Annotated in this window: 18 protein-coding genes and 1 pseudogene; all 19 read right to left on the reverse strand. The window is 58.1% G+C overall.

Translation table 11 applies throughout. From position 1 onward, the window contains the following. Positions 1-7: 7 nt before the first annotated feature. On the reverse strand, positions 8-925 hold the full coding sequence (pstA, locus tag ORD17_RS11100; RefSeq protein WP_308388567.1) for a phosphate ABC transporter permease PstA: 918 nt from the start codon (positions 923-925) through the stop codon (positions 8-10). After that, positions 922-1,881, reverse strand: coding sequence for a phosphate ABC transporter permease subunit PstC (gene pstC / locus ORD17_RS11105; protein ID WP_308388568.1), 960 nt, complete (start codon positions 1,879-1,881; stop codon positions 922-924). The genes pstA and pstC overlap by 4 nt, the downstream gene beginning before the upstream one ends. A gap of 119 nt (positions 1,882-2,000) precedes the next feature. Beyond that, on the reverse strand, positions 2,001-3,086 hold the full coding sequence (gene pstS, locus ORD17_RS11110; RefSeq protein ID WP_308388569.1) for a phosphate ABC transporter substrate-binding protein PstS: 1,086 nt from the start codon (positions 3,084-3,086) through the stop codon (positions 2,001-2,003). Between the two features lie 163 nt (positions 3,087-3,249). Beyond that, positions 3,250-3,885 carry a molybdopterin-dependent oxidoreductase gene (locus ORD17_RS11115; RefSeq protein WP_308388570.1) on the reverse strand — a complete coding sequence of 212 codons (636 nt, stop codon included), beginning with the start codon at positions 3,883-3,885 and terminating at the stop codon, positions 3,250-3,252. A gap of 12 nt (positions 3,886-3,897) precedes the next feature. After that, positions 3,898-4,473 carry a cytochrome b/b6 domain-containing protein gene (locus ORD17_RS11120; RefSeq protein ID WP_308388571.1) on the reverse strand — a complete coding sequence of 192 codons (576 nt, stop codon included), beginning with the start codon at positions 4,471-4,473 and terminating at the stop codon, positions 3,898-3,900. A gap of 86 nt (positions 4,474-4,559) precedes the next feature. Further along, positions 4,560-4,937 (reverse strand): DsrE family protein, encoded by a 378-nt coding sequence (locus ORD17_RS11125; RefSeq protein ID WP_308388572.1) that lies wholly within the window; start codon positions 4,935-4,937, stop codon positions 4,560-4,562. Positions 4,938-5,009: 72 nt separating this feature from the next. After that, positions 5,010-5,522, reverse strand: coding sequence for a histidine phosphatase family protein (locus ORD17_RS11130; RefSeq protein WP_308388573.1), 513 nt, complete (start codon positions 5,520-5,522; stop codon positions 5,010-5,012). Continuing rightward, complete coding sequence (locus ORD17_RS11135) at positions 5,476-5,886, reverse strand: hypothetical protein (RefSeq protein ID WP_308388574.1); 411 nt, start codon at positions 5,884-5,886, stop codon at positions 5,476-5,478. Before ORD17_RS11135 ends, ORD17_RS11130 begins: the two co-directional genes overlap by 47 nt. Beyond that, positions 5,883-7,229 carry a ribosome biogenesis GTPase Der gene (der, locus tag ORD17_RS11140; protein ID WP_308388575.1) on the reverse strand — a complete coding sequence of 449 codons (1,347 nt, stop codon included), beginning with the start codon at positions 7,227-7,229 and terminating at the stop codon, positions 5,883-5,885. The genes ORD17_RS11135 and der overlap by 4 nt, the downstream gene beginning before the upstream one ends. 5 nt (positions 7,230-7,234) lie before the next feature. Continuing rightward, on the reverse strand, positions 7,235-8,431 hold the full coding sequence (gene bamB / locus ORD17_RS11145) for an outer membrane protein assembly factor BamB (RefSeq protein ID WP_308390094.1): 1,197 nt from the start codon (positions 8,429-8,431) through the stop codon (positions 7,235-7,237). Beyond that, the gene (locus tag ORD17_RS11150; protein ID WP_308388576.1) at positions 8,431-9,039 is read right to left on the reverse strand and encodes a tetratricopeptide repeat protein; all 609 of its coding nucleotides are present in this window, start codon (positions 9,037-9,039) and stop codon (positions 8,431-8,433) included. Before ORD17_RS11150 ends, bamB begins: the two co-directional genes overlap by 1 nt. 44 nt (positions 9,040-9,083) lie before the next feature. Next, positions 9,084-10,352 (reverse strand): histidine--tRNA ligase, encoded by a 1,269-nt coding sequence (gene hisS, locus ORD17_RS11155; protein WP_308388577.1) that lies wholly within the window; start codon positions 10,350-10,352, stop codon positions 9,084-9,086. A gap of 12 nt (positions 10,353-10,364) precedes the next feature. Next, positions 10,365-11,465: a flavodoxin-dependent (E)-4-hydroxy-3-methylbut-2-enyl-diphosphate synthase gene (gene ispG, locus ORD17_RS11160; protein WP_308388578.1), complete on the reverse strand. Its 1,101-nt coding sequence runs from the start codon at positions 11,463-11,465 to the stop codon at positions 10,365-10,367. Further along, on the reverse strand, positions 11,434-12,423 hold the full coding sequence (locus ORD17_RS11165; protein ID WP_308388579.1) for a helix-turn-helix domain-containing protein: 990 nt from the start codon (positions 12,421-12,423) through the stop codon (positions 11,434-11,436). The genes ispG and ORD17_RS11165 overlap by 32 nt, the downstream gene beginning before the upstream one ends. Beyond that, complete coding sequence (gene pilW, locus ORD17_RS11170) at positions 12,416-13,276, reverse strand: type IV pilus biogenesis/stability protein PilW (protein WP_308388580.1); 861 nt, start codon at positions 13,274-13,276, stop codon at positions 12,416-12,418. Before pilW ends, ORD17_RS11165 begins: the two co-directional genes overlap by 8 nt. A gap of 3 nt (positions 13,277-13,279) precedes the next feature. Beyond that, positions 13,280-14,368 carry a 23S rRNA (adenine(2503)-C(2))-methyltransferase RlmN gene (rlmN, locus tag ORD17_RS11175; protein ID WP_308388581.1) on the reverse strand — a complete coding sequence of 363 codons (1,089 nt, stop codon included), beginning with the start codon at positions 14,366-14,368 and terminating at the stop codon, positions 13,280-13,282. After that, a pseudogene (gene ndk, locus ORD17_RS11180) lies at positions 14,365-14,792 on the reverse strand (nucleoside-diphosphate kinase). Before ndk ends, rlmN begins: the two are co-directional and overlap by 4 nt. A gap of 98 nt (positions 14,793-14,890) precedes the next feature. After that, positions 14,891-15,745, reverse strand: coding sequence for a DUF1641 domain-containing protein (locus tag ORD17_RS11185; RefSeq protein ID WP_308388582.1), 855 nt, complete (start codon positions 15,743-15,745; stop codon positions 14,891-14,893). Between the two features lie 63 nt (positions 15,746-15,808). Beyond that, entirely contained in the window at positions 15,809-17,095 is a 1,287-nt protein-coding gene (locus ORD17_RS11190; RefSeq protein ID WP_308388583.1) for an FAD-dependent oxidoreductase, read from the reverse strand. Positions 17,096-17,128: the final 33 nt, after the last annotated feature.

The following is a 17,128-nucleotide window of genomic DNA, read 5'->3' on the forward strand; positions in this document are numbered from 1 at the left end:
ACCCCTCCTATCGGTAGCTTCCCCGCTTACGCAACTGCCAGATCACCATCCATCGTCCGAGCAGAATCAGACTCAGGACCACCAGGGTGATTAAAAACGCTGCTGCAAAAGCCAAGACATGGGCCTCCTCAAAGGGCTCATTGATGAAGGTCCAGATGACATAGGTGAGATAACCAATGGGCTGATTGGTGAACTGGCCGTTCCACATGTAGTTTGACCAACCCGCGGTATAGATCAAGGGGGCGGTTTCACCCATTGATAGGGCCAAAGCATAAAACAGTCCGGTCATGACTGCTGGCAATGCCCCAGGGAGAAGAATACGCAGGATGACCGTACCCTCCCCTGCCCCAATACCAAAACCCGCTTCACGTACCGCAGGCGGAATGTTGGACAGGGCCATTTCGGTGGTCCGGGCAATGTATGGCAGTAACATCACGCTCAGGGTGAGGATTCCGGCCGCTACGGAAAACTGCCATCCGAGATAAATCACCATGGTGATATACCCCACATACCCGAGGACAATGGAGGGTACCCCTACCAAGACGTCGGAGAGAAAACGTAGCGCTTTACCTGCCAGACCAGTACCAAATTCACTCAGGTAGATTCCAGCGGCAATTCCGATGGGCGCAGCAATGAGCAGAGATCCCAGCGAGAGCACCAAGGTACCCTCAATGGCATTCTTGAGGCCGCCGCCCATGCCTGTGCTCACCTCTGTGAACAGGCTAAGTTTCAACCCCGGCAGGGCCTTGATCAACACGTCCGCAATGATCGACAGAAACGCTGCCGCGACAATCACAAAACTTGCCCAAATGAAAACTGTACCTACGCCCCGAAAAACTTGACGTTTCCAGGAAATACGCGCGGCCTGTAAAGTGCCGCCACGCTTGATCTGGGTCACCGTACTGGAGAGATTTGATGCGCTCATGTTCGTACTTTCGCTCCCCACAGGATGAGCCGGGCAATGATGTTCACGATCACCGTCAAGATGAGCAGTACCAGGGCGATCTCTGCGAGGGCCTCTACTGCCATGTTGGTGGGATCCTGCAGCGCACTCTCTAGCTGTGAGACAATGAAGGCTGCCATGGTCGAAATTGGCGTATAAATGTTGTTGGGTAAGTAGTTGAGCGCGTTACCACTGACCATGACCACCGCCATGGTCTCCCCGAGGGCGCGACCCAAGGCAAGTATGGAGACACCCACCAGGGTGGTCTTCAACTTGGGCAGGATGATGTGCCAAAGGACTTCGAGGCGATTTAGCCCCATGCCCAGGCCCGCTTCTTTCAGGGCTGGCTCTATGGCACTGATACCCTCGCGCATGGTCGCCGAAATCAGGGGGATGACCATGAACGCCAGCACGATGGCAGTGGTGAAGAGCCCGTATCCGCTCCCCGGACTGCCACCAAAGAAAGGGACAAAACTCAGATGACTGGCAAGCCAAGGAAAGACCGACTGCCCTAAGAAAGGAATCAGCAGAGCGTACCCCCAAAGACCAAAAACCACACTGGGAATGGCCGCCAGGAGGTCCACCAGAAGTGCGAGCGGGCCAGACAACCATTTGGGCAGCATTTCCGCCAAGAAGTAAGCCGTGGCAACGGCGATTGGTAAGGCAAAAATCAAAGCCAAAAAGGCGCTGGCAAGGGTACCTACCACCAGAAACCAGATACCAAAACTGGCACCCGGCATAACCTGCTGGCCACGAATCTCGACGGGGTTTCCGTACAGGTTACCGAGGTCCCAATTGTTTTGCCAAAAAAATTCCAAGCCATTGTACTGAATCGCCGGCCAGGAATAGAGCGTGAGAAATACGACCAGTGCAATGAGCGACAGCGGCAGAAAACTTGCCGTGCCGACCAAGCCGAAACGAAAAAACGATAGTTTCATGGTCTCCCTCCACTGGAGCAGGCCCCATAATAAACGTGCGGCGCTTCCAGAAAAAGAGCCGCAGCGTTGATTATGCAAGGCACCGCAGCCCACGGACTGCGGTGCGAAACGCCCCAGAATTACTGGATCTTGGCAACCTGCTTGCGGGACAAGGCAACAGCGCTTTCCGGCAGGGGTACGAAGTTTACCTTCTCCATGAACTGCGGCGCATTGCCACCCTTCGGATCGAGGGCCCAGTTCAGGAAGTCACGCAGAGCAGCTGCCGTTTCGGGGTTCGGCTGCTTCGGGTTGACGATCGCGTATTCATAGTTGATGATCGGATAGGACTTCGGACCTGGCGCAAAAACCAGACTGATGCGCTCATCTGCAGGTGTCTTGCTGACCATCTCAGCCGCCGCCGCCTTGGCATTCTCCACCGTCGGCAGAACAAAATTACCCGCACGATTCTTCAGCATGGCAATACCGAGGCCCGCCTTTTCTACCGGTGCCTTCCAGCTGATGCCGATATACGCAACACCGTAGGGAGTGGACTTCAGCGCCTCGACCATGCCGGGGTTACCGACTGCGCCGATGCCACCCTGCACGTTCGGCCAGCTGACGGTGGTGCTATAGCCTACGCTCTTGGCCCAAGCCGGATCGGTGTCAGAGAGATAGGTGGTGAAAATGAAGGTATCCCCGGAACCATCGGTACGGTGGATGGGGATGATCTTGTGGTTGGGCAGCTTGATGCCGGGATTCATCTTGGCGATCTCAGGATCGTCCCAGTTGGTGATCTTGCCGGAATAGATACCCGCCAAAACCGGACCGGAGAGCTTGATGTGCTTCTTGTTTAGACCCGGCAGGTTGTAGTTGATCATCTGGATGGAGATGGCCAGAGGGATGTTCAACATCGGGTGCATCTTGACCTGGGCGTCGGACATGTAGGCATCGGAAGCACCGATCTGCGCCACGCCAGAGATAGATTGGGCAATACCCGTGCCGCTACCGGTACCCTGGGTGGTGATCTTCACGTTGGGATGCATCTTGGTATATTCCGGCACCCACAGGTTGAACAGGGGATACAACAGGGTGGAACCGGTCTCCAGCAGGCTGACCTGCGGAGCCGCAACAGCTGGAGTAGCGGCAGTGGCGGCGAGGCCGAGGAGGGATGCAACAACGGCACCCGTCATAGCATGGGCGACGGTCTTCTTGAAACCTAGCAACATAAAACCTCCGAAGATGGCGTTATCAAAGTTACTTCAGCATAGTAGGAGACTTCACTATCTGAAATCCCTATGCGGTGGCAATCATACCGAAAGTTCATGACACTATCATGAACCTTTTATGACACTTTTATGACACTTTTATGACAACGGACTTCGTGTGATGCTAGAGGAGATCGCTCCAACTGAAGCCTTTCTTGATGTATGCGTTACTCGGATATCCATCCCGCTCCCAAGTGCCTTCAGGCCTGTCGGCAAGCAGGTCGATGCGATCGACCCACTTCACGCTCTTATATCCGTACATCTGCGGTACCAGTAGACGCAAGGGGAAGCCACCCTTGCGCAGCAGCGGCTGTCCCGCGATATGGGTCGCCAGGATGACCCCAGGTGCCCGCGCCTGATCCAGACTGAGGCTGTCGACATATACACCGTCGGCGCTATGAAACACTACGAAACGTGCGGAATCGAGCGGCCGCAATTCAGCCAGGAAGTCGGCCAGCCGGATGCCTCGCCAATGCACGTTCGCCACTGTCCAGCCCGTCACGCAGTGGAAACTGCGCACCTCCGGCAGGACGCTGCGCTGATACAGCTCCGCCAGGGCGAAATTGCGTGGCTTTGCGATCAGGCCGCCACATTGCAGTTGATAATGTTGTGGATCGATTTGGGGATAGAACCCAGCATAGGTGTAGTATTCGGGAAAGACGGGGATGGTGTCGGCACGCGCCCAGGCAGGCAGGAGCAGTGCACCAGCCACTCCGCCTGCAAGCCTGGCGCTGCGAAGAAGAAAATCTCGACGTTGCATTTGCTTTTCCCCCTACCAAAGTGCGAATATGGACCACAATGGCTGTCGCCGCGCGGCATGATAAAGCGCCATGCCCACGTGCCCCAGCCAGAAATACAACAATATGGGGGTACCGAGCCGCATTGAACTGAGGCCGATCTGGGTCAAATCGGGAACGGCAAGATAACCCCGCATGGTAAGCCAGGCAGCCAGTCCGGCATAATCCACCCAGCTGACGAGCAAAAAAAACATGCCCTGCCACCAGGAGGAGAGACCCGGCTCAGGACCATGTCCGGGAAGCCGGCCACGTGACAGTCTGCCTACATCAGAAAAGATGGCCCGAATATTTCCCGGCCAGTACCACACATACAACAACTGCCGGCCCCAGGATGTCGATAGATAAACAACCCAGGAGAGCGTCAGCCAAAAAGATAGGGCAAGACCCGCCAGGATGTGCCACTGAAATAGGGAAAAGTGCTGGAACCAGAGGGCGAGAATCGAGTTGAGCAACTCGAAGCTGAAAAGTAGAACGAGCCCCAGATGCAGCACGCGCGCCCCGCGCGGGTACGGTAGTGTTTGCGATTTTTCTACGATTCGGGAAGCTGTCATGCTCGCTCCGTCCTGATCCTGTGCATGACTACGCAGACAGTTCCCGAATGGATGCAGGTGTGCCCGCAATTCGCGGGCAGTGCAAGTTACCAGGTCAGAACGCGGCCGGCAGCGCCCAGGGTGGGCAGAGCAGAACTGGGATTCATCAGCGGGATCTCTTTTGCCAGATCGTCCTTGGTCATTCCGTTCAACTCCAAGGATTGCAGACAGCCGATAATCTGCACATCGTTGTCTTCCGCAAGCTTCATGAAGTCGGCAACACTCTTGCCGCCGGGCATGGGAAAAATCGACTCGGCCTTGCCTTTGGCGAGCAGCTCGGTCGCTGGGCCAGTGAAGTACATCACCACCTTTTGTTCACCCGCAGCGGCAGTAGCTGCGAGAAAAAAGGCCGAAGGCAAGCGCTTCGGATTCTCCGGCCCGGTAATCAGGATGATCACGAGATCTGGGGCTTCACTTTCCGACATAAGTCATCTCCTTTCGAGCGTACAAAGCAGGATGGAACAAGGGCGCGAATCAGTCGCTCCCATCTGCACACCTTAACACGCGCACGGATTTTTTTCAGGAGGGTTTGCCGCTGCAAAAAGCTCTGGGCGAAAATGTCCGAGAAACTGGAATCGTCCACCGGGAGTTTTTTCGCGCAAAAATGTCACGCTGGCTTTGGCTATCGGCAAGTGGATGCCCGCAAGCTGCGCAATCCAGTCGCCGAGCAAGGGCTGGTGTCCAACGAGAATCACCTGCTTCGCCTGATCTTCCTGCCAGGCAAACTGTAATCTGGACAGGTTACCCGTTATGAGAGCCTCCTCGGCACGATACACCGACGCCTGCAATTCTGCCTGCAATGCAGCTGCGGTCTGCCGTGTGCGCTCTTTGGGACTGTACCAGATTTCCGCATCTTGCAGAGGGAATTGGCGTAGAGCTCGAGCAATCCCTGCGGCCTGCGCTGCACCACGAGCGGTCAAGCGGCGACTGGCATCGGCGCCGTCGGCGCTATGCTCTTCGGCTTCAGCGTGACGAATAAGGACGAGATCCAGGTTGCACCTCCTGCCCAAACCAGGCTTTGCTCCATTTTCTGGGCGTGAAGCGCGCCAGAATCGTAACGATAGCGATCCCGATCAGCGCCGTCATCCACGCGTCTATGCGCTGCGCTGAGGCCGGCCCAGGCCCGGCGAATATGTCGATCGCCGAGAGAATCGCGCCCAGGAAAATCACCAGGGGTCGCCAGCCGTAGGGCGTGAGCGTCGGCCAGCTGCGGGCAATGGCGCCCAGTGCCAGGGCGGCCCACAAGGCGTAGGCGATTGCCATCCCCCAATGCCACGCCGGCAGTTGTAGGATGCCGAAAAAGTGTTGCAACAAGAAGGCAGCGTAGACAATCCCGGCAGCTAGCCACCAACGATAGGATGATGAGAGGTTCATGCGCGTGCTCCGCGGCTGGCGTAGGGATTCTCCCCCTGACGAAAAAGCAGGCGGAGGGGTACCCCATCAAGCTTCAATGCACTGCGAAACGCTGTCTCCAGATAGCGCTTGTAGGCGCCGGGCAGGCGGTCGAGCTGATTGCCGTGAAAGACCAAGGTGATTGGCTGGGTGCCACCTTGATGACAGTAGCGCAGTTTGATCCTTCGACCGGCCACCAGCGGTGGCTGGTGACCGCTTACGATATCCTCCAACAGGCGGTTCAGCTCACCAGTGGAAAAATGTCGCTGGCTGTTTTTCCATAACTTATCGATACTGCGGTACAGATCCCCTACCCCACTACCATGCAGAGCAGAGATACTGTGAAACGGCGCGTAGCGGAGAAAGGCCAGCCGTCGTTCCAGTTCGCCCTTGATCTGCTCTCGCTCACGCGCTTCCAGGCCATCCCACTTATTCAGTACCAGGACAATCGGGCGGCCGAGTTCTACCGCAACACCCACCAGGTGCGCATCCTGATCACCGACACCGGCATGCGCGTCCATGACCATCAGCACCACGTCCGCCTCACGCAGGGCAGCGAGCGTCTTGAGCACCGTCAGCTTTTCCAGCCCCTCCCCTACCCGAGCTCGCCGCCGCACCCCTGCGGTGTCGATCATTGCATAGCGCCGTCCCGCACGTTCATAGGGAATGCGGATACTGTCGCGGGTCGTTCCCGGTTGATCAAAAACGATGACTCGTTTTTCCCCCAACATGGCGTTGACCAGGGTGGATTTTCCGACATTCGGACGGCCCAGCACCGCAATGGCCGGACCGGCCTCCAGTTCACTCGGCGTTTCGGCTCCTGCCGGCGCCTCTACCAGGAGGGCAGAAATGGCAGCCCAAAGCTGCTCTATGCCGTGACCGTGGGCAGCGGAGAGGGTGATCGGTGTTCCCAGTCCGAGACGATGAAATTCCGGCAGTTCAGCTACTGCATGCCGCACATCCATTTTGTTGACCAGCAGTAGTACCGGTTTGCCACTGCGCCGCAGTTCCCGGGCGATTTCCTCGTCCTGGCCAGCAAGCCCCTCTTTGGCGTCGACGAGAAACAGGAGGACATCGGCCTCAGCAATGGCCTGCCGCGTCTGAAGCGCCATGGCAGCGACCAGTCCCTCGCGCTCTTCGGGCTCGAAACCGCCGGTATCGATAACTAGGTAATCCCGTTCCTGGTACCGTGCCGTCCCATAGTGGCGATCGCGAGTAAAACCGGGCATGTCTGCGACCAGCGCCTCCCGACTGCGGGTCAGCCGGTTGAACAGCGTGGACTTGCCCACATTCGGGCGACCGACGAGTGCGAGTATTGCCGCCATGACAACTATGGCTGCGTAAACTGCAGCTGATAGAGGGTTCCAACACCACTCAAAACGAGAAAACGATCCTTACCCACACACACCGGTGCGGTTTGGATGCCGCTGCTGGAAACGGTTTCCTGACCGGTGCGGTGGCCAGTCTGCGGGTCGATGGTGATCACCTGACCGGCATAATTGGTCAGCAGCAGCTTGCCATCACAGAGACTCATGCCGCTCAATGATTGGCCCTTGAAACGCGTATTGCGCCACTCCACGGTGCCGCTGGCAGGATCCATCGCGTAGATCTGGCCATCGCTGCCGGCCACAAAGAGCCGGCCATCGTGCAGAATCGGGGTGAGGACCGTCGACATTGGGCGACTCCAGTCTTGCTCCCCACTATCCTTGCTGAAAGCTGCTATGTTTCCCTGATAGGCTGCGGCGATCACGCGATTGCCGTCCAATACCGGTGTTGCAGCGACGTCCACCATGCGCGCGAGTTCGTTGTTGCCGTGCGGGATAGCGACGGTGGCGCGCCAAAGTTCGGCGCCATCGTTGGTACTGAGAGCGACCAGCTTGCCGTCGGCAAAACCAGTATAAAGGGTCTGGCCGGAAATCACGATGCCGCTGTTTCGCCGCAGCAGTAAGGACGGTTGCGGAAGGGAGAAGGTCCAGTCGACCGAACCATTATGGGTACCCAAGGCGAGCAAATGGCCATTCGACAACTGCAAGAACAGACGTTGATCAGCCACAGTGATGGGGCTGCTGGGCTCTGCGCCCAACTGCACCTTCCAGAGTTTCTTGCCTTTTTCCGCAGAGACCGCGTAGAGCGTGCCGCGATCGGTACCCACATATACCACACCACCGGCAACTGTGGGGCCGCGCGGACTCTTGCCGTCCAGATGGAATACCCAGCGCAAGCGCCCGCTTCGGGAGAGAGCAAGCAGATTTCCAGAGTCGTCACTCAGGTAGATCGCATGGTCCGTGACCTGAATCTGTGTGGCATTGTAGGGATCCAGACGCCACTCGCCGTAAAGACGAGCCTGCCAGTCGGTGGCAAATGCGACAGAAATCTTTTGCTGCATGGCCGCCATTGGCTTGGGAGCTGGCTCCGAGGGACCAAAGGCCCAATTCCAGACACCACAACCACTCAGCGTGAAGATCGTCCCGAGCATGGCAATGGCACGCAGTCCAGTACGCATGCGGCCTGCCGTAACATAGCCCATCAAGAAACTCCCAAATTTGCCATTTTCATTTGAAGGTATACCACATAGGGGTCGCTTGCGGGCAGGTTTGCGATCGCTTTTTCATAGTCGTCGCGAGCGCGGTCATCGTGCCGCAGTTTCGCTTCCGCATCGCCGCGCAACTCCCAATCCACCGCCGCAAAGGCAGCATCGGGCCTCTGTAGTAATTCCAGCGCCTGCTGATATTTTCCATTATCCACGTACAATCTCGCCAGTGCGCTACGTGCCAGCCCCTGCATCCCCTTTGGCAGGTCAGCTTTTCGGGTCAGCTGCAATAGCTGCTCTTCCGCCTTGCCATCCTGCTTGGCATCGATGTCCAGCCGGGCCAGATAAAACCTCGCCATGCTGGCGTAGGGGGTAGCCGCATAATCATGGATCAGGGTTTCCGCACTGACACGGGCCGTGGCGTCGTTGCTGCTTGCCAAGCTATCGGTCAGCTCGCTGTACAGTACGGCCGCGCGTTCATTTTGATGCCGCTGATATTTGTCGTAAGCAAAAAACGCCAGAACCCCGGCGATGATCAGCACGAAGACCACGATCAACAGCTTGCGATGACGTTGGAGAAGTTCGGTAAAGTCGGGGCCAGTCATGAAGTTTTTGCCTGTGGCGCTTGCCGTGTAGTATGGAGGGGGAGTTAGGGGAAATCAACGCCAAGGGATGCCAAGGCACGCGACAGTTCTGCCCAGGGGCCCCGCCACTCGGCCTGCCCTTCCTGTTCCTTGAGGAGAACATCGCCGCCTGTCAGGTCGCTGGCGCCCAGCAACACTTGGTAGCGTGCCGCGCTTCGCTGCGCTTGTTTCAGCAAGGATTTCACCGAGCCCGGTCCGGCGACCACAATGCTCAGGCCTTGGCTACGCAACTCCTCGGCGCGCCGGAAGACAGCTGGCAATACGGCTTCATCTAGGGCACCGAGAAAAAGTGTGGGGCCCGTCACCGGTTCACTTGCCTGCCGCAGCGCCCGCAGCGCGAGAATCCGCTCCATACCGAGGGCAAAGCCGATAGCGGGTGTTTCCGGACCGCCAAGTTGCGCCACCAGCCCGTCGTAGCGGCCGCCGGCGAGGACTGTACCCTGCGAACCCAAGCCGTCGGCAACCCATTCGAAGACTGTCCGATGGTAATAGTCGAGGCCACGCACCAAGCGTGGGTTGATTGTATACGCAATACCCATGCCCTGCAGTAATTCCTCCAGCAGTGCGAAATGCGCGGCCGATTCCGGATCGAGATGTTGCAGCAACTGCGGAGCTCCACTGGCAATCTCTTGACATGACTCTATCTTGCAGTCGAGCACGCGTAGCGGATTACGTTCCAGTCTTTCCTGGCAATCACTGCAAAGTTGTTGCGCGTGAGGACGCAGGTATGCAAGAAGAATTTCGCGGTAGTTGGCGTGGGACTCTGGGGTGCCCAACGAGTTGAGCTGCAGCTGCGCGGAGATCTCGGCGCTGGCCAGCAGTCGCGCCGACAATGCAATGATCTCAGCGTCCGCGCTGGCTCCGGCAATGCCAAAGAATTCGACCCCAAGCTGATGAAATTGACGGTAGCGGCCACGTTGCGGGCGCTCGTGGCGAAACATCGGCCCTAGGTAATAGAGCCGAGGGGTCTGCCCGCGCAGCACACCGTGTTCGATCAAGGCACGCACCACACCGGCGGTGCCCTCGGGACGCAGGGTCAGAGAGTCACCGTTGCGATCGGCGAAGGTATACATCTCCTTCTGCACGATATCGGTGACATCCCCAATGGCTCGGGCAAAAAGGGCACTTTGCTCGATGATGGGAGAACGGATCTCGGCACAGCCATAACGCGCGAGCACATCACGAAAAGACTGCTCGAGCCGCTGCCAGGCGCCGCTTTCCGGAGGCAGAATGTCGTTCATCCCCCGCACGGCCGTGAGGGTCGTTTTTGCCAAAGGGTGCCGTCCTCAGGCTTCGTTGCGGGCGGCGCGACGCTCTGCCACTTCGGCGCGGATCCGTTTCTCGAGGACATCGACGATGTCCTGATTCTCGATCCGATCCACCTGCTTGCCACGATAATAGAGGATGCTGCGTTTGTCTCCGCCGGTCAGTCCGATATCCGCTTCCTTGGCTTCGCCGATCCCATTGACCACACAGCCGATCACGGACACATCCATGGGTTCGAGGATGTCTTCCAGACGCCCTTCCAAGGCATTGATGGTCTTGATGACATCAAACTCTTGGCGAGAACAAGACGGACAGGCAATCAGGTTGATCCCCTTTTGGCGCAGATGCAGGCTCTTGAGGATATCGAAGCCCACACGGATTTCCTCGACCGGGTCCGCCGCCAGAGATACGCGGATGGTGTCACCAATGCCTTCGTTGAGAAGCAGACCCAGACCGATGGCGGATTTCACGGTCCCGGAACGTAGACCGCCGGCTTCGGTGATTCCCAGGTGCAGTGGATAGTCAACTTTCTGCGCAAGCAGACGGTAGGCGCCCACGGCCAAAAAGACGTCGGAAGCCTTGACGCTGATCTTTACGTCATGAAAATCGAGCTCGTCGAGGATGGCGACATGGCGCAAAGCCGATTCGACCAAGGCCTCCGGCGTCGGCTCGCCATACTTCTCTTGCAGGTCTTTTTCGAGGCTGCCGGCATTTACCCCAATACGGATCGGAATCCCTTTGTCTTTTGCCATCTCGACGACCAATCGCGCTTTGTCGATCGAGCCGATATTGCCGGGATTGATGCGCAGACCATCCACACCATCGCTCATTACCTGTAAGGCAATGCGATGATCAAAATGAATATCGGCAACCAACGGGACTTCAACCTGCGCGCGAATGGCTTTGAATGCCTCGGCCGCCTCCATACTCGGCACGGATACGCGAACGATGTCGGCACCGACCGCCTCGAGCCGCCGAATTTGCGCGACGGTCGCGGTCACGTCTCGGGTTTCGGTATTGGTCATGCTTTGCACGGAAATTGGCGCGTCGCCCCCAATGGCGACCTTGCCTACATGGATCTGCCGGCTTTTACGACGCTGAATGGGTGACTGATGTTGCATGCGCTACCTCGCTGAAAGTAGATATGTCGCTAGCGACCGCTGAACCCGAAGAAGAGGCAGTGGTGGCAAGGGGACGAGAAGATTGCCGTGATTGTGCCGCGGCCGAGGGGCTTGGGGCAAGCTTTGCGGAAACGGACGGCGCTGTGGCCGGCGCGCTGCCCACCTGTACCCGCGCCACGTTCATGGCATTGGCCGGGAGGGCAACGGCTTTTCCCGCATAGGTGATTTGCACGGCACTCGCTTTGCCCACCAATATACGATATGGCGGCTGCCCCTGCGTTACGGAGAGCTCTTGTCCCGCCCGCCCTAGGGTGGAGAGAACAATGGTGCCACTAGAGTCGCGCACTTGTACCCAGCAATCTCCGGTAAAATGGAAGGCCAGGCCGCGCATCTGGGGAGAGAGTGTGCTTGCCGTGGCAGAAGTGGTTGCGCCTGCCGTGGTGGTCGCCGCCAGCGAGAAGGCCGAGCCGGTAACCGCTGCCGATTCTGCCGGGGTAGACATGACCACTTGTGGGGCGCTGGGTTTGGCAGAAGCACTGGCCGCAGTGGCAATCGGCGCCGAAGAGGCCGGGCCACCCCTGCCCCATAGCCACCACCCAAGAAGAATCAGGACAAGCGCGAGCAGGAGAGAAAAAAACAGCGTCTTGCCGCTATAGTCCAGAAGCGGGAGTTCGCTGCGTGGAAGTACCTCTTTGCTTGCCTGTAGTCCAGAAGCGCCTCGGTAGCGGTCATAGGCGGCCAGCAGCTCATCTGCATCGAGATCGAGAAGACGGGCGTAGTTGCGCAGATAGCCGCGCGCAAATAATGCGCCTGGCAGCTCGTCGAAGCGACCTTCCTCAAGCGCTGCAATCTGGGTGCTGGTGATGTGTAGCTTTTGTGCGGCCTCCGTCAGTTCCCAGCCGCGCGCGATCCGTGCCGACCGCAACTGCGTCAGAAGCTTTGTAAATTCCTCATCCATTGCTGCTGGCGCCATGCTGTAAAAGCAGGGTTTGCGCTTCCTTTCCCGCTGCCGAGTAGGGGCTGGCGTTGACGCAGCGCTCCCACAGGGAACGCGCCTGATCTTGGCGCCCCTGCTGCCAAGCGATCCTGCCGGCGAGGAGCAATGCCTGAGCATTGCTCGGCTCCTGTGCCAGTACTCCCTGTAGATGTGCGACAGCGGAGGAGAACTCGTGGCTCTGATATTCCATTTCCGCCCACAACAATAACGCGGGGGGATATCCGGGTTTGAAATAAAGCGCCTTCTGCAAGGCGACAATCGCCAGGTTGTCTTGCTTCAGACCGCGGTAGGCAGCCGCGAGATTGGTCCAGGCATACTCCGGCGTACTGTACAAAGGATCTTTGGTGGCCTTGCTGAGCTGTCGCACCGCAGCGGAGAATTTGCCTTGCTCCAGGAGGAACGCACCATAATTATTCAAAAATTCTGGATTGCCGGGCTCCTCAGCGAGGGCGCTTTGGAACGCGCTTTCTGCCAGTTCCGCCTCGCCAAGCGCCTGATAGGCCAGTCCCAAGACGTTGTAGGCATCGCCGTGTTTGCCAGGCAGACCAATAGCCTGTTTCAGTTCCCGCACCGCCGCGCGGGGATGCCCGCCCTGCAAGTAGGCTGCACCGAGAGAAGTATAAATGGCCACCCGATCTGGCGGCGCCGCGCGGAGCGAGGCGGCAGGATTTGGTGGAGCGTTGCGCGCCGCCGCTGCCGCTTCCTCTGCAGGAGTCAGCTTTTCGTGGCCGGAAAACAGAGCACAAGCACTGGTAGAGAGTACCATGGTGAACAACAAAAGCGCGCGGATACGGGTCAGCTCACGACTTTGCATGGGTCAATTCAGCACCTGAAGAGGAACACTACGCCGTCCCTGTTGGACTTGGCCGGCGAGCTGACCGCAGGCGGCAGCGATATCATCGCCGCGCGTCTTACGCGTGACAGTCATCAGGCCCGCACGCAGGACGATCTCGCGAAATGCATCGATGCGGGACTGGGAGCTGCGCCGATAGCGCGTTTCCGGGAACGGATTGAAGGGGATCAGATTCACCAATGCCGGCATTCCAGTCAACAGGCGCACCAACTCGCGGGCATGCTGATCCTGATCGTTGACTCCTTCCAACATCACGTATTCGAAGGTGATCCGCCGGCGTGGTGGAAGAGGATATGCACGACAGGCGGCGAGCAACTCAGCGAGGGGATAATGACGGTTGATCGGCACGAGCTCGTCCCGAATATCGTCGCGGGTGGCGTGCAGACTGATGGCGAGGTTTACCGGGCTTTCCCGCCCCAACTGTGCCAAGCCCGGCAGCACTCCCGCGGTGCTGACGGTCACGCGTCGCGAGCTGAGGCCATAACCATAGTCGTCCAAGAGCAGGCGGATGGCGGGCAGAACCTGTTTCAGATTGAGCAGCGGTTCGCCCATACCCATGAAGACGACGTTGCTGATGGCATCGAGACCGAGGACGCGCCGCGCGACACGAATCTGTGCAATGATTTCGTGTGTTTCCAGGTTACGGTTGAGACCCTGCGCGCCAGTAGCGCAGAAGCTACAGGCGAGAGAGCAGCCGACCTGGGAGGAGATGCACAGGGTGCCGCGCTCCTCTTCAGGAATGAACACCGTTTCAATGGCATTCCCATCGGCCAATCCCAGTAGCCATTTGCGCGTACCATCGACAGCGTGCTGCTCGCGCAGCACCTCGAACTCCGCCGTTTCGCAGGTGTCTTCCAGTCGCGCACGCAACTTCTTGCTGACGTTGCTCATTTGCCCAAAGTCACTGACCTGTCGGGCATGCAGCCACTGCAATACCTGGGCGGCACGAAAGCGCGGCTCGCCCCACGCTGCGAACAGCGCTTCCAGACCCGCCCGGTCCAGGCCTAGGAGGTTGGGACGGTCAGCAACCTTGATCGGCGCAGGAACGCTCATGAGCGCGGGCACAACTCCCGTTGCGAAAAGAAGTAGGAAATTTCCCAGGCGGCCGTCTCGGGGCTGTCGGAGCCATGCACGGCGTTGGCGTCGATGCTTTCGGCAAAGTCTGCACGAATGGTGCCGGGGTGGCATCCTTGGGGTTGGTGGCACCCATCAGGTCACGGTTTTTGGCAATGGCATTTTCCCCTTCCAACACTGAAACCAGGATCGGGCCACTGCTCATGAAGGCACATAATTCACCATAAAAGGGACGATGCTTGTGCACCGCATAAAACCCACCGGCATCTTCAGCACTGAGATGCAGCATGCGGGCCGCAACGACCTGCAGGCCCGCGTTTTCGAAACGACTGAGGATGGCACCGATGGCATTTTTCTGGACGGCGTCGGGTTTGATGATGGAAAGCGTGCGTTCAAGAGCCATAAACATCCTCTTCAAATAGGCTTAAAATGGCGCAATCCTACCATCAGGCGCTGTCCTGAGCAATTTAATGGGCGATGGATGCAGCGGTCTCCTCCTGTTTAGGCGGCGACGTTCTTGGGCAGCACCCCGGCCTTCTGCAGATAGACCGGCAGAACTGCCACCACGCGCATGCCGCGCTGCACATCCGCGTCCTTCAGCATGTGGTAGAGCCCGGATATCCCACCGGCTTTTCCTTGGGCTTCATGTTCTGCAGCATCTTCCAGGGCCTTGGCCATCGCCTTGCCAGAATGCAGCAAGGTGGCAAGGCTGGTCATCAGGGGACTTTTTTCCTGCTCTTGCATCAGCTGCCCAAGCAATGATTCCACTGGAATGGTCTCTGCCAGCAGGCCAATCTGGCGGCTGAGATCCGCTATCCGCTGCAGATTGCCATCCTCCTGCAACTGCCGAAGCAAGCGCAGGGCGGCAACGATGCTTTCATCGGCGCGCGTTTCTTCCCATAGGTCGCCCAATTTCTTGAGTTGTGCGACCAGATCATTGCCGGCACCCGTCTGCAGGAATTCTCCGAGCGCCTGCACCTTGGGCAGCACATCGCCCAACATTTGCATCGCCTTTGCCAAAGTTGCCCAGGGGATGTCCCGCACGACTTCCAGAATCTGTGGGACGAAACCGCGTAACAACTCAACGTTGTCGCGCAGAAATTCCGCATTGTCGGTTACCCATTGCAACACGCCAGCACGACGCAGCGCGTAGACAGTGGACAACAGCTCCTCGATGGAAGCTTCGAGTTCATAGCGCTCATTCCATTCCCCAAGGCGCAAGGCCATGCCCAGTACAGCACTGCTTGCCGGGCTGCCGAGGAAAGACTCCGCGCCACTGATCATGCCTCCCAATCGCCCCAGACCCGCCCATTGTTCCGGGCTGAGCGCGGGCACCGTACTCTGTTCCGTGGTCATTCTGCTCTCCTTTTTGTGTAGACAGTCAAAGACAGGGGGCCAAACCGCCCCCCTGCATCTGCTTCAGGCGGCGAATACCTTTTCCGCCAGGAGCTTGGAGGCATCGAGACCCCACTCCGGCATCTTGCCGCGTGTCTTGAAGAAGAGGTTCTTGTACTGCATTTTCAGCAGAAATGGGACGTGACCCATTTTCAATACCTGATCGGGACCACCAAACCAACTGTTCGAGCGAATGTAGAACGCCTGATTCGCGCCCATGTCGCCAATGCAGTACACCACCGGCTCCAGCTCCTTGTCGGCTTCGGCAGCGCTCATGCGGCCCAAGTCCTTGGCGATTTGCTTGCCGACGATTTCCGCCTCGGCATGACCGATTCCGCCCAGTTTGGGGACGGTGATCGCCGCCGCATCACCGGCCGCGAACACATTGGGATACTTGGGGTTGCGCATGGTGGTGTCGGTGACCACAAAACCCTCACTGTCGGAAATCGGCAGTCCCTTGAGGAAGTCGTGGGGTACCCAATCGGGGAAGATGATTTTCAGTTCTGCCTCGATATTCTGGCCACCCGCCAGTTCCACACCCTCCTTGGTGATCCGGGTGATGTCCTTCCCGTTGTTGACATAGTTGAAACCCATGCCTGAGGCAATTTTCAGCAAGTTGCCGACCACCTGCTCGCCGGCGTCCTCGGCAATCAGGCCTGCAGGCGTAAACACGGTGACCTTCTCTGGACCGCCCATGCCATGTTCCTTGAGCCAAGTGGCCGTTGCCAACATAGTTTCCACTGGCGGGCCTTCGCAAGCGGCTTCGGCACTGGGAAAGGCATGGCCACCGTAGAGCTTGATGTCCTTGGTGCCATCACCCTGATGGAAGCGTGCAGAACCGATAGCCACCGGTCCGCCCTTGTATTCGTTATGCAGGTACCGGCGCAATTTGTTGCCATAGTAAAAATCGGTGCAGGTATGACCATGCTCGGCAAAACCTTCGATCTTGTCGAAGGCCAGACGATTGCCCACGGCTACGACGACATAATCGTAGTGGAGAGACTCGCTGGCCGCTCCTGGCCGTTCATTGGGCACGAAGTCCACCCGTTTGGCATCTACATCCAGCGCTTTCACTTCACCCTGGATGAAATCAATGTCATCTTCCGCCAGCGTGCTGCGTAAATCCATGGACAAGGTCTTGCTCGGGTCCCGATCCTCGTAGACTTCCGCGGGGATATTCGGCACGAAGAGCAGATAATCCTTTCGGTCCAGCACGGTGATGCGCACCGTGTCGCCACAATATTGCCGGATTTTCTGCGCAGAACCCAAGCCGGCAAAGTTCCCTCCCAATACGACGATATGCGGTTTCATTCGTTACATCCCTCCGTTTTCATCGGAAAAACA

Origin of the sequence: Acidithiobacillus sp. AMEEHan (assembly GCF_030996345.1) — a bacterium.
In the GTDB taxonomy this organism is placed as follows: Bacteria; Pseudomonadota; Gammaproteobacteria; order Acidithiobacillales; family Acidithiobacillaceae; genus Igneacidithiobacillus.

Coding starts and splice junctions, on each gene's coding strand:
- pstA (WP_308388567.1), bottom strand. CDS start 925: ATGAGCGCATCAAATCTCTCCAGTACGGTGACCCAGATCAAGCGTGGC.
- pstC (WP_308388568.1), bottom strand. CDS start 1,881: ATGAAACTATCGTTTTTTCGTTTCGGCTTGGTCGGCACGGCAAGTTTT.
- pstS (WP_308388569.1), bottom strand. CDS start 3,086: ATGTTGCTAGGTTTCAAGAAGACCGTCGCCCATGCTATGACGGGTGCC.
- ORD17_RS11115 (WP_308388570.1), bottom strand. CDS start 3,885: ATGCAACGTCGAGATTTTCTTCTTCGCAGCGCCAGGCTTGCAGGCGGA.
- ORD17_RS11120 (WP_308388571.1), bottom strand. CDS start 4,473: ATGACAGCTTCCCGAATCGTAGAAAAATCGCAAACACTACCGTACCCG.
- ORD17_RS11125 (WP_308388572.1), bottom strand. CDS start 4,937: ATGTCGGAAAGTGAAGCCCCAGATCTCGTGATCATCCTGATTACCGGG.
- ORD17_RS11135 (WP_308388574.1), bottom strand. CDS start 5,886: ATGAACCTCTCATCATCCTATCGTTGGTGGCTAGCTGCCGGGATTGTC.
- der (WP_308388575.1), bottom strand. CDS start 7,229: ATGGCGGCAATACTCGCACTCGTCGGTCGCCCGAATGTGGGCAAGTCC.
- bamB (WP_308390094.1), bottom strand. CDS start 8,431: ATGGGCTATGTTACGGCAGGCCGCATGCGTACTGGACTGCGTGCCATT.
- ORD17_RS11150 (WP_308388576.1), bottom strand. CDS start 9,039: ATGACTGGCCCCGACTTTACCGAACTTCTCCAACGTCATCGCAAGCTG.
- ispG (WP_308388578.1), bottom strand. CDS start 11,465: ATGCAACATCAGTCACCCATTCAGCGTCGTAAAAGCCGGCAGATCCAT.
- ORD17_RS11165 (WP_308388579.1), bottom strand. CDS start 12,423: ATGGATGAGGAATTTACAAAGCTTCTGACGCAGTTGCGGTCGGCACGG.
- pilW (WP_308388580.1), bottom strand. CDS start 13,276: ATGCAAAGTCGTGAGCTGACCCGTATCCGCGCGCTTTTGTTGTTCACC.
- rlmN (WP_308388581.1), bottom strand. CDS start 14,368: ATGAGCGTTCCTGCGCCGATCAAGGTTGCTGACCGTCCCAACCTCCTA.
- ORD17_RS11185 (WP_308388582.1), bottom strand. CDS start 15,745: ATGACCACGGAACAGAGTACGGTGCCCGCGCTCAGCCCGGAACAATGG.
- ORD17_RS11190 (WP_308388583.1), bottom strand. CDS start 17,095: ATGAAACCGCATATCGTCGTATTGGGAGGGAACTTTGCCGGCTTGGGT.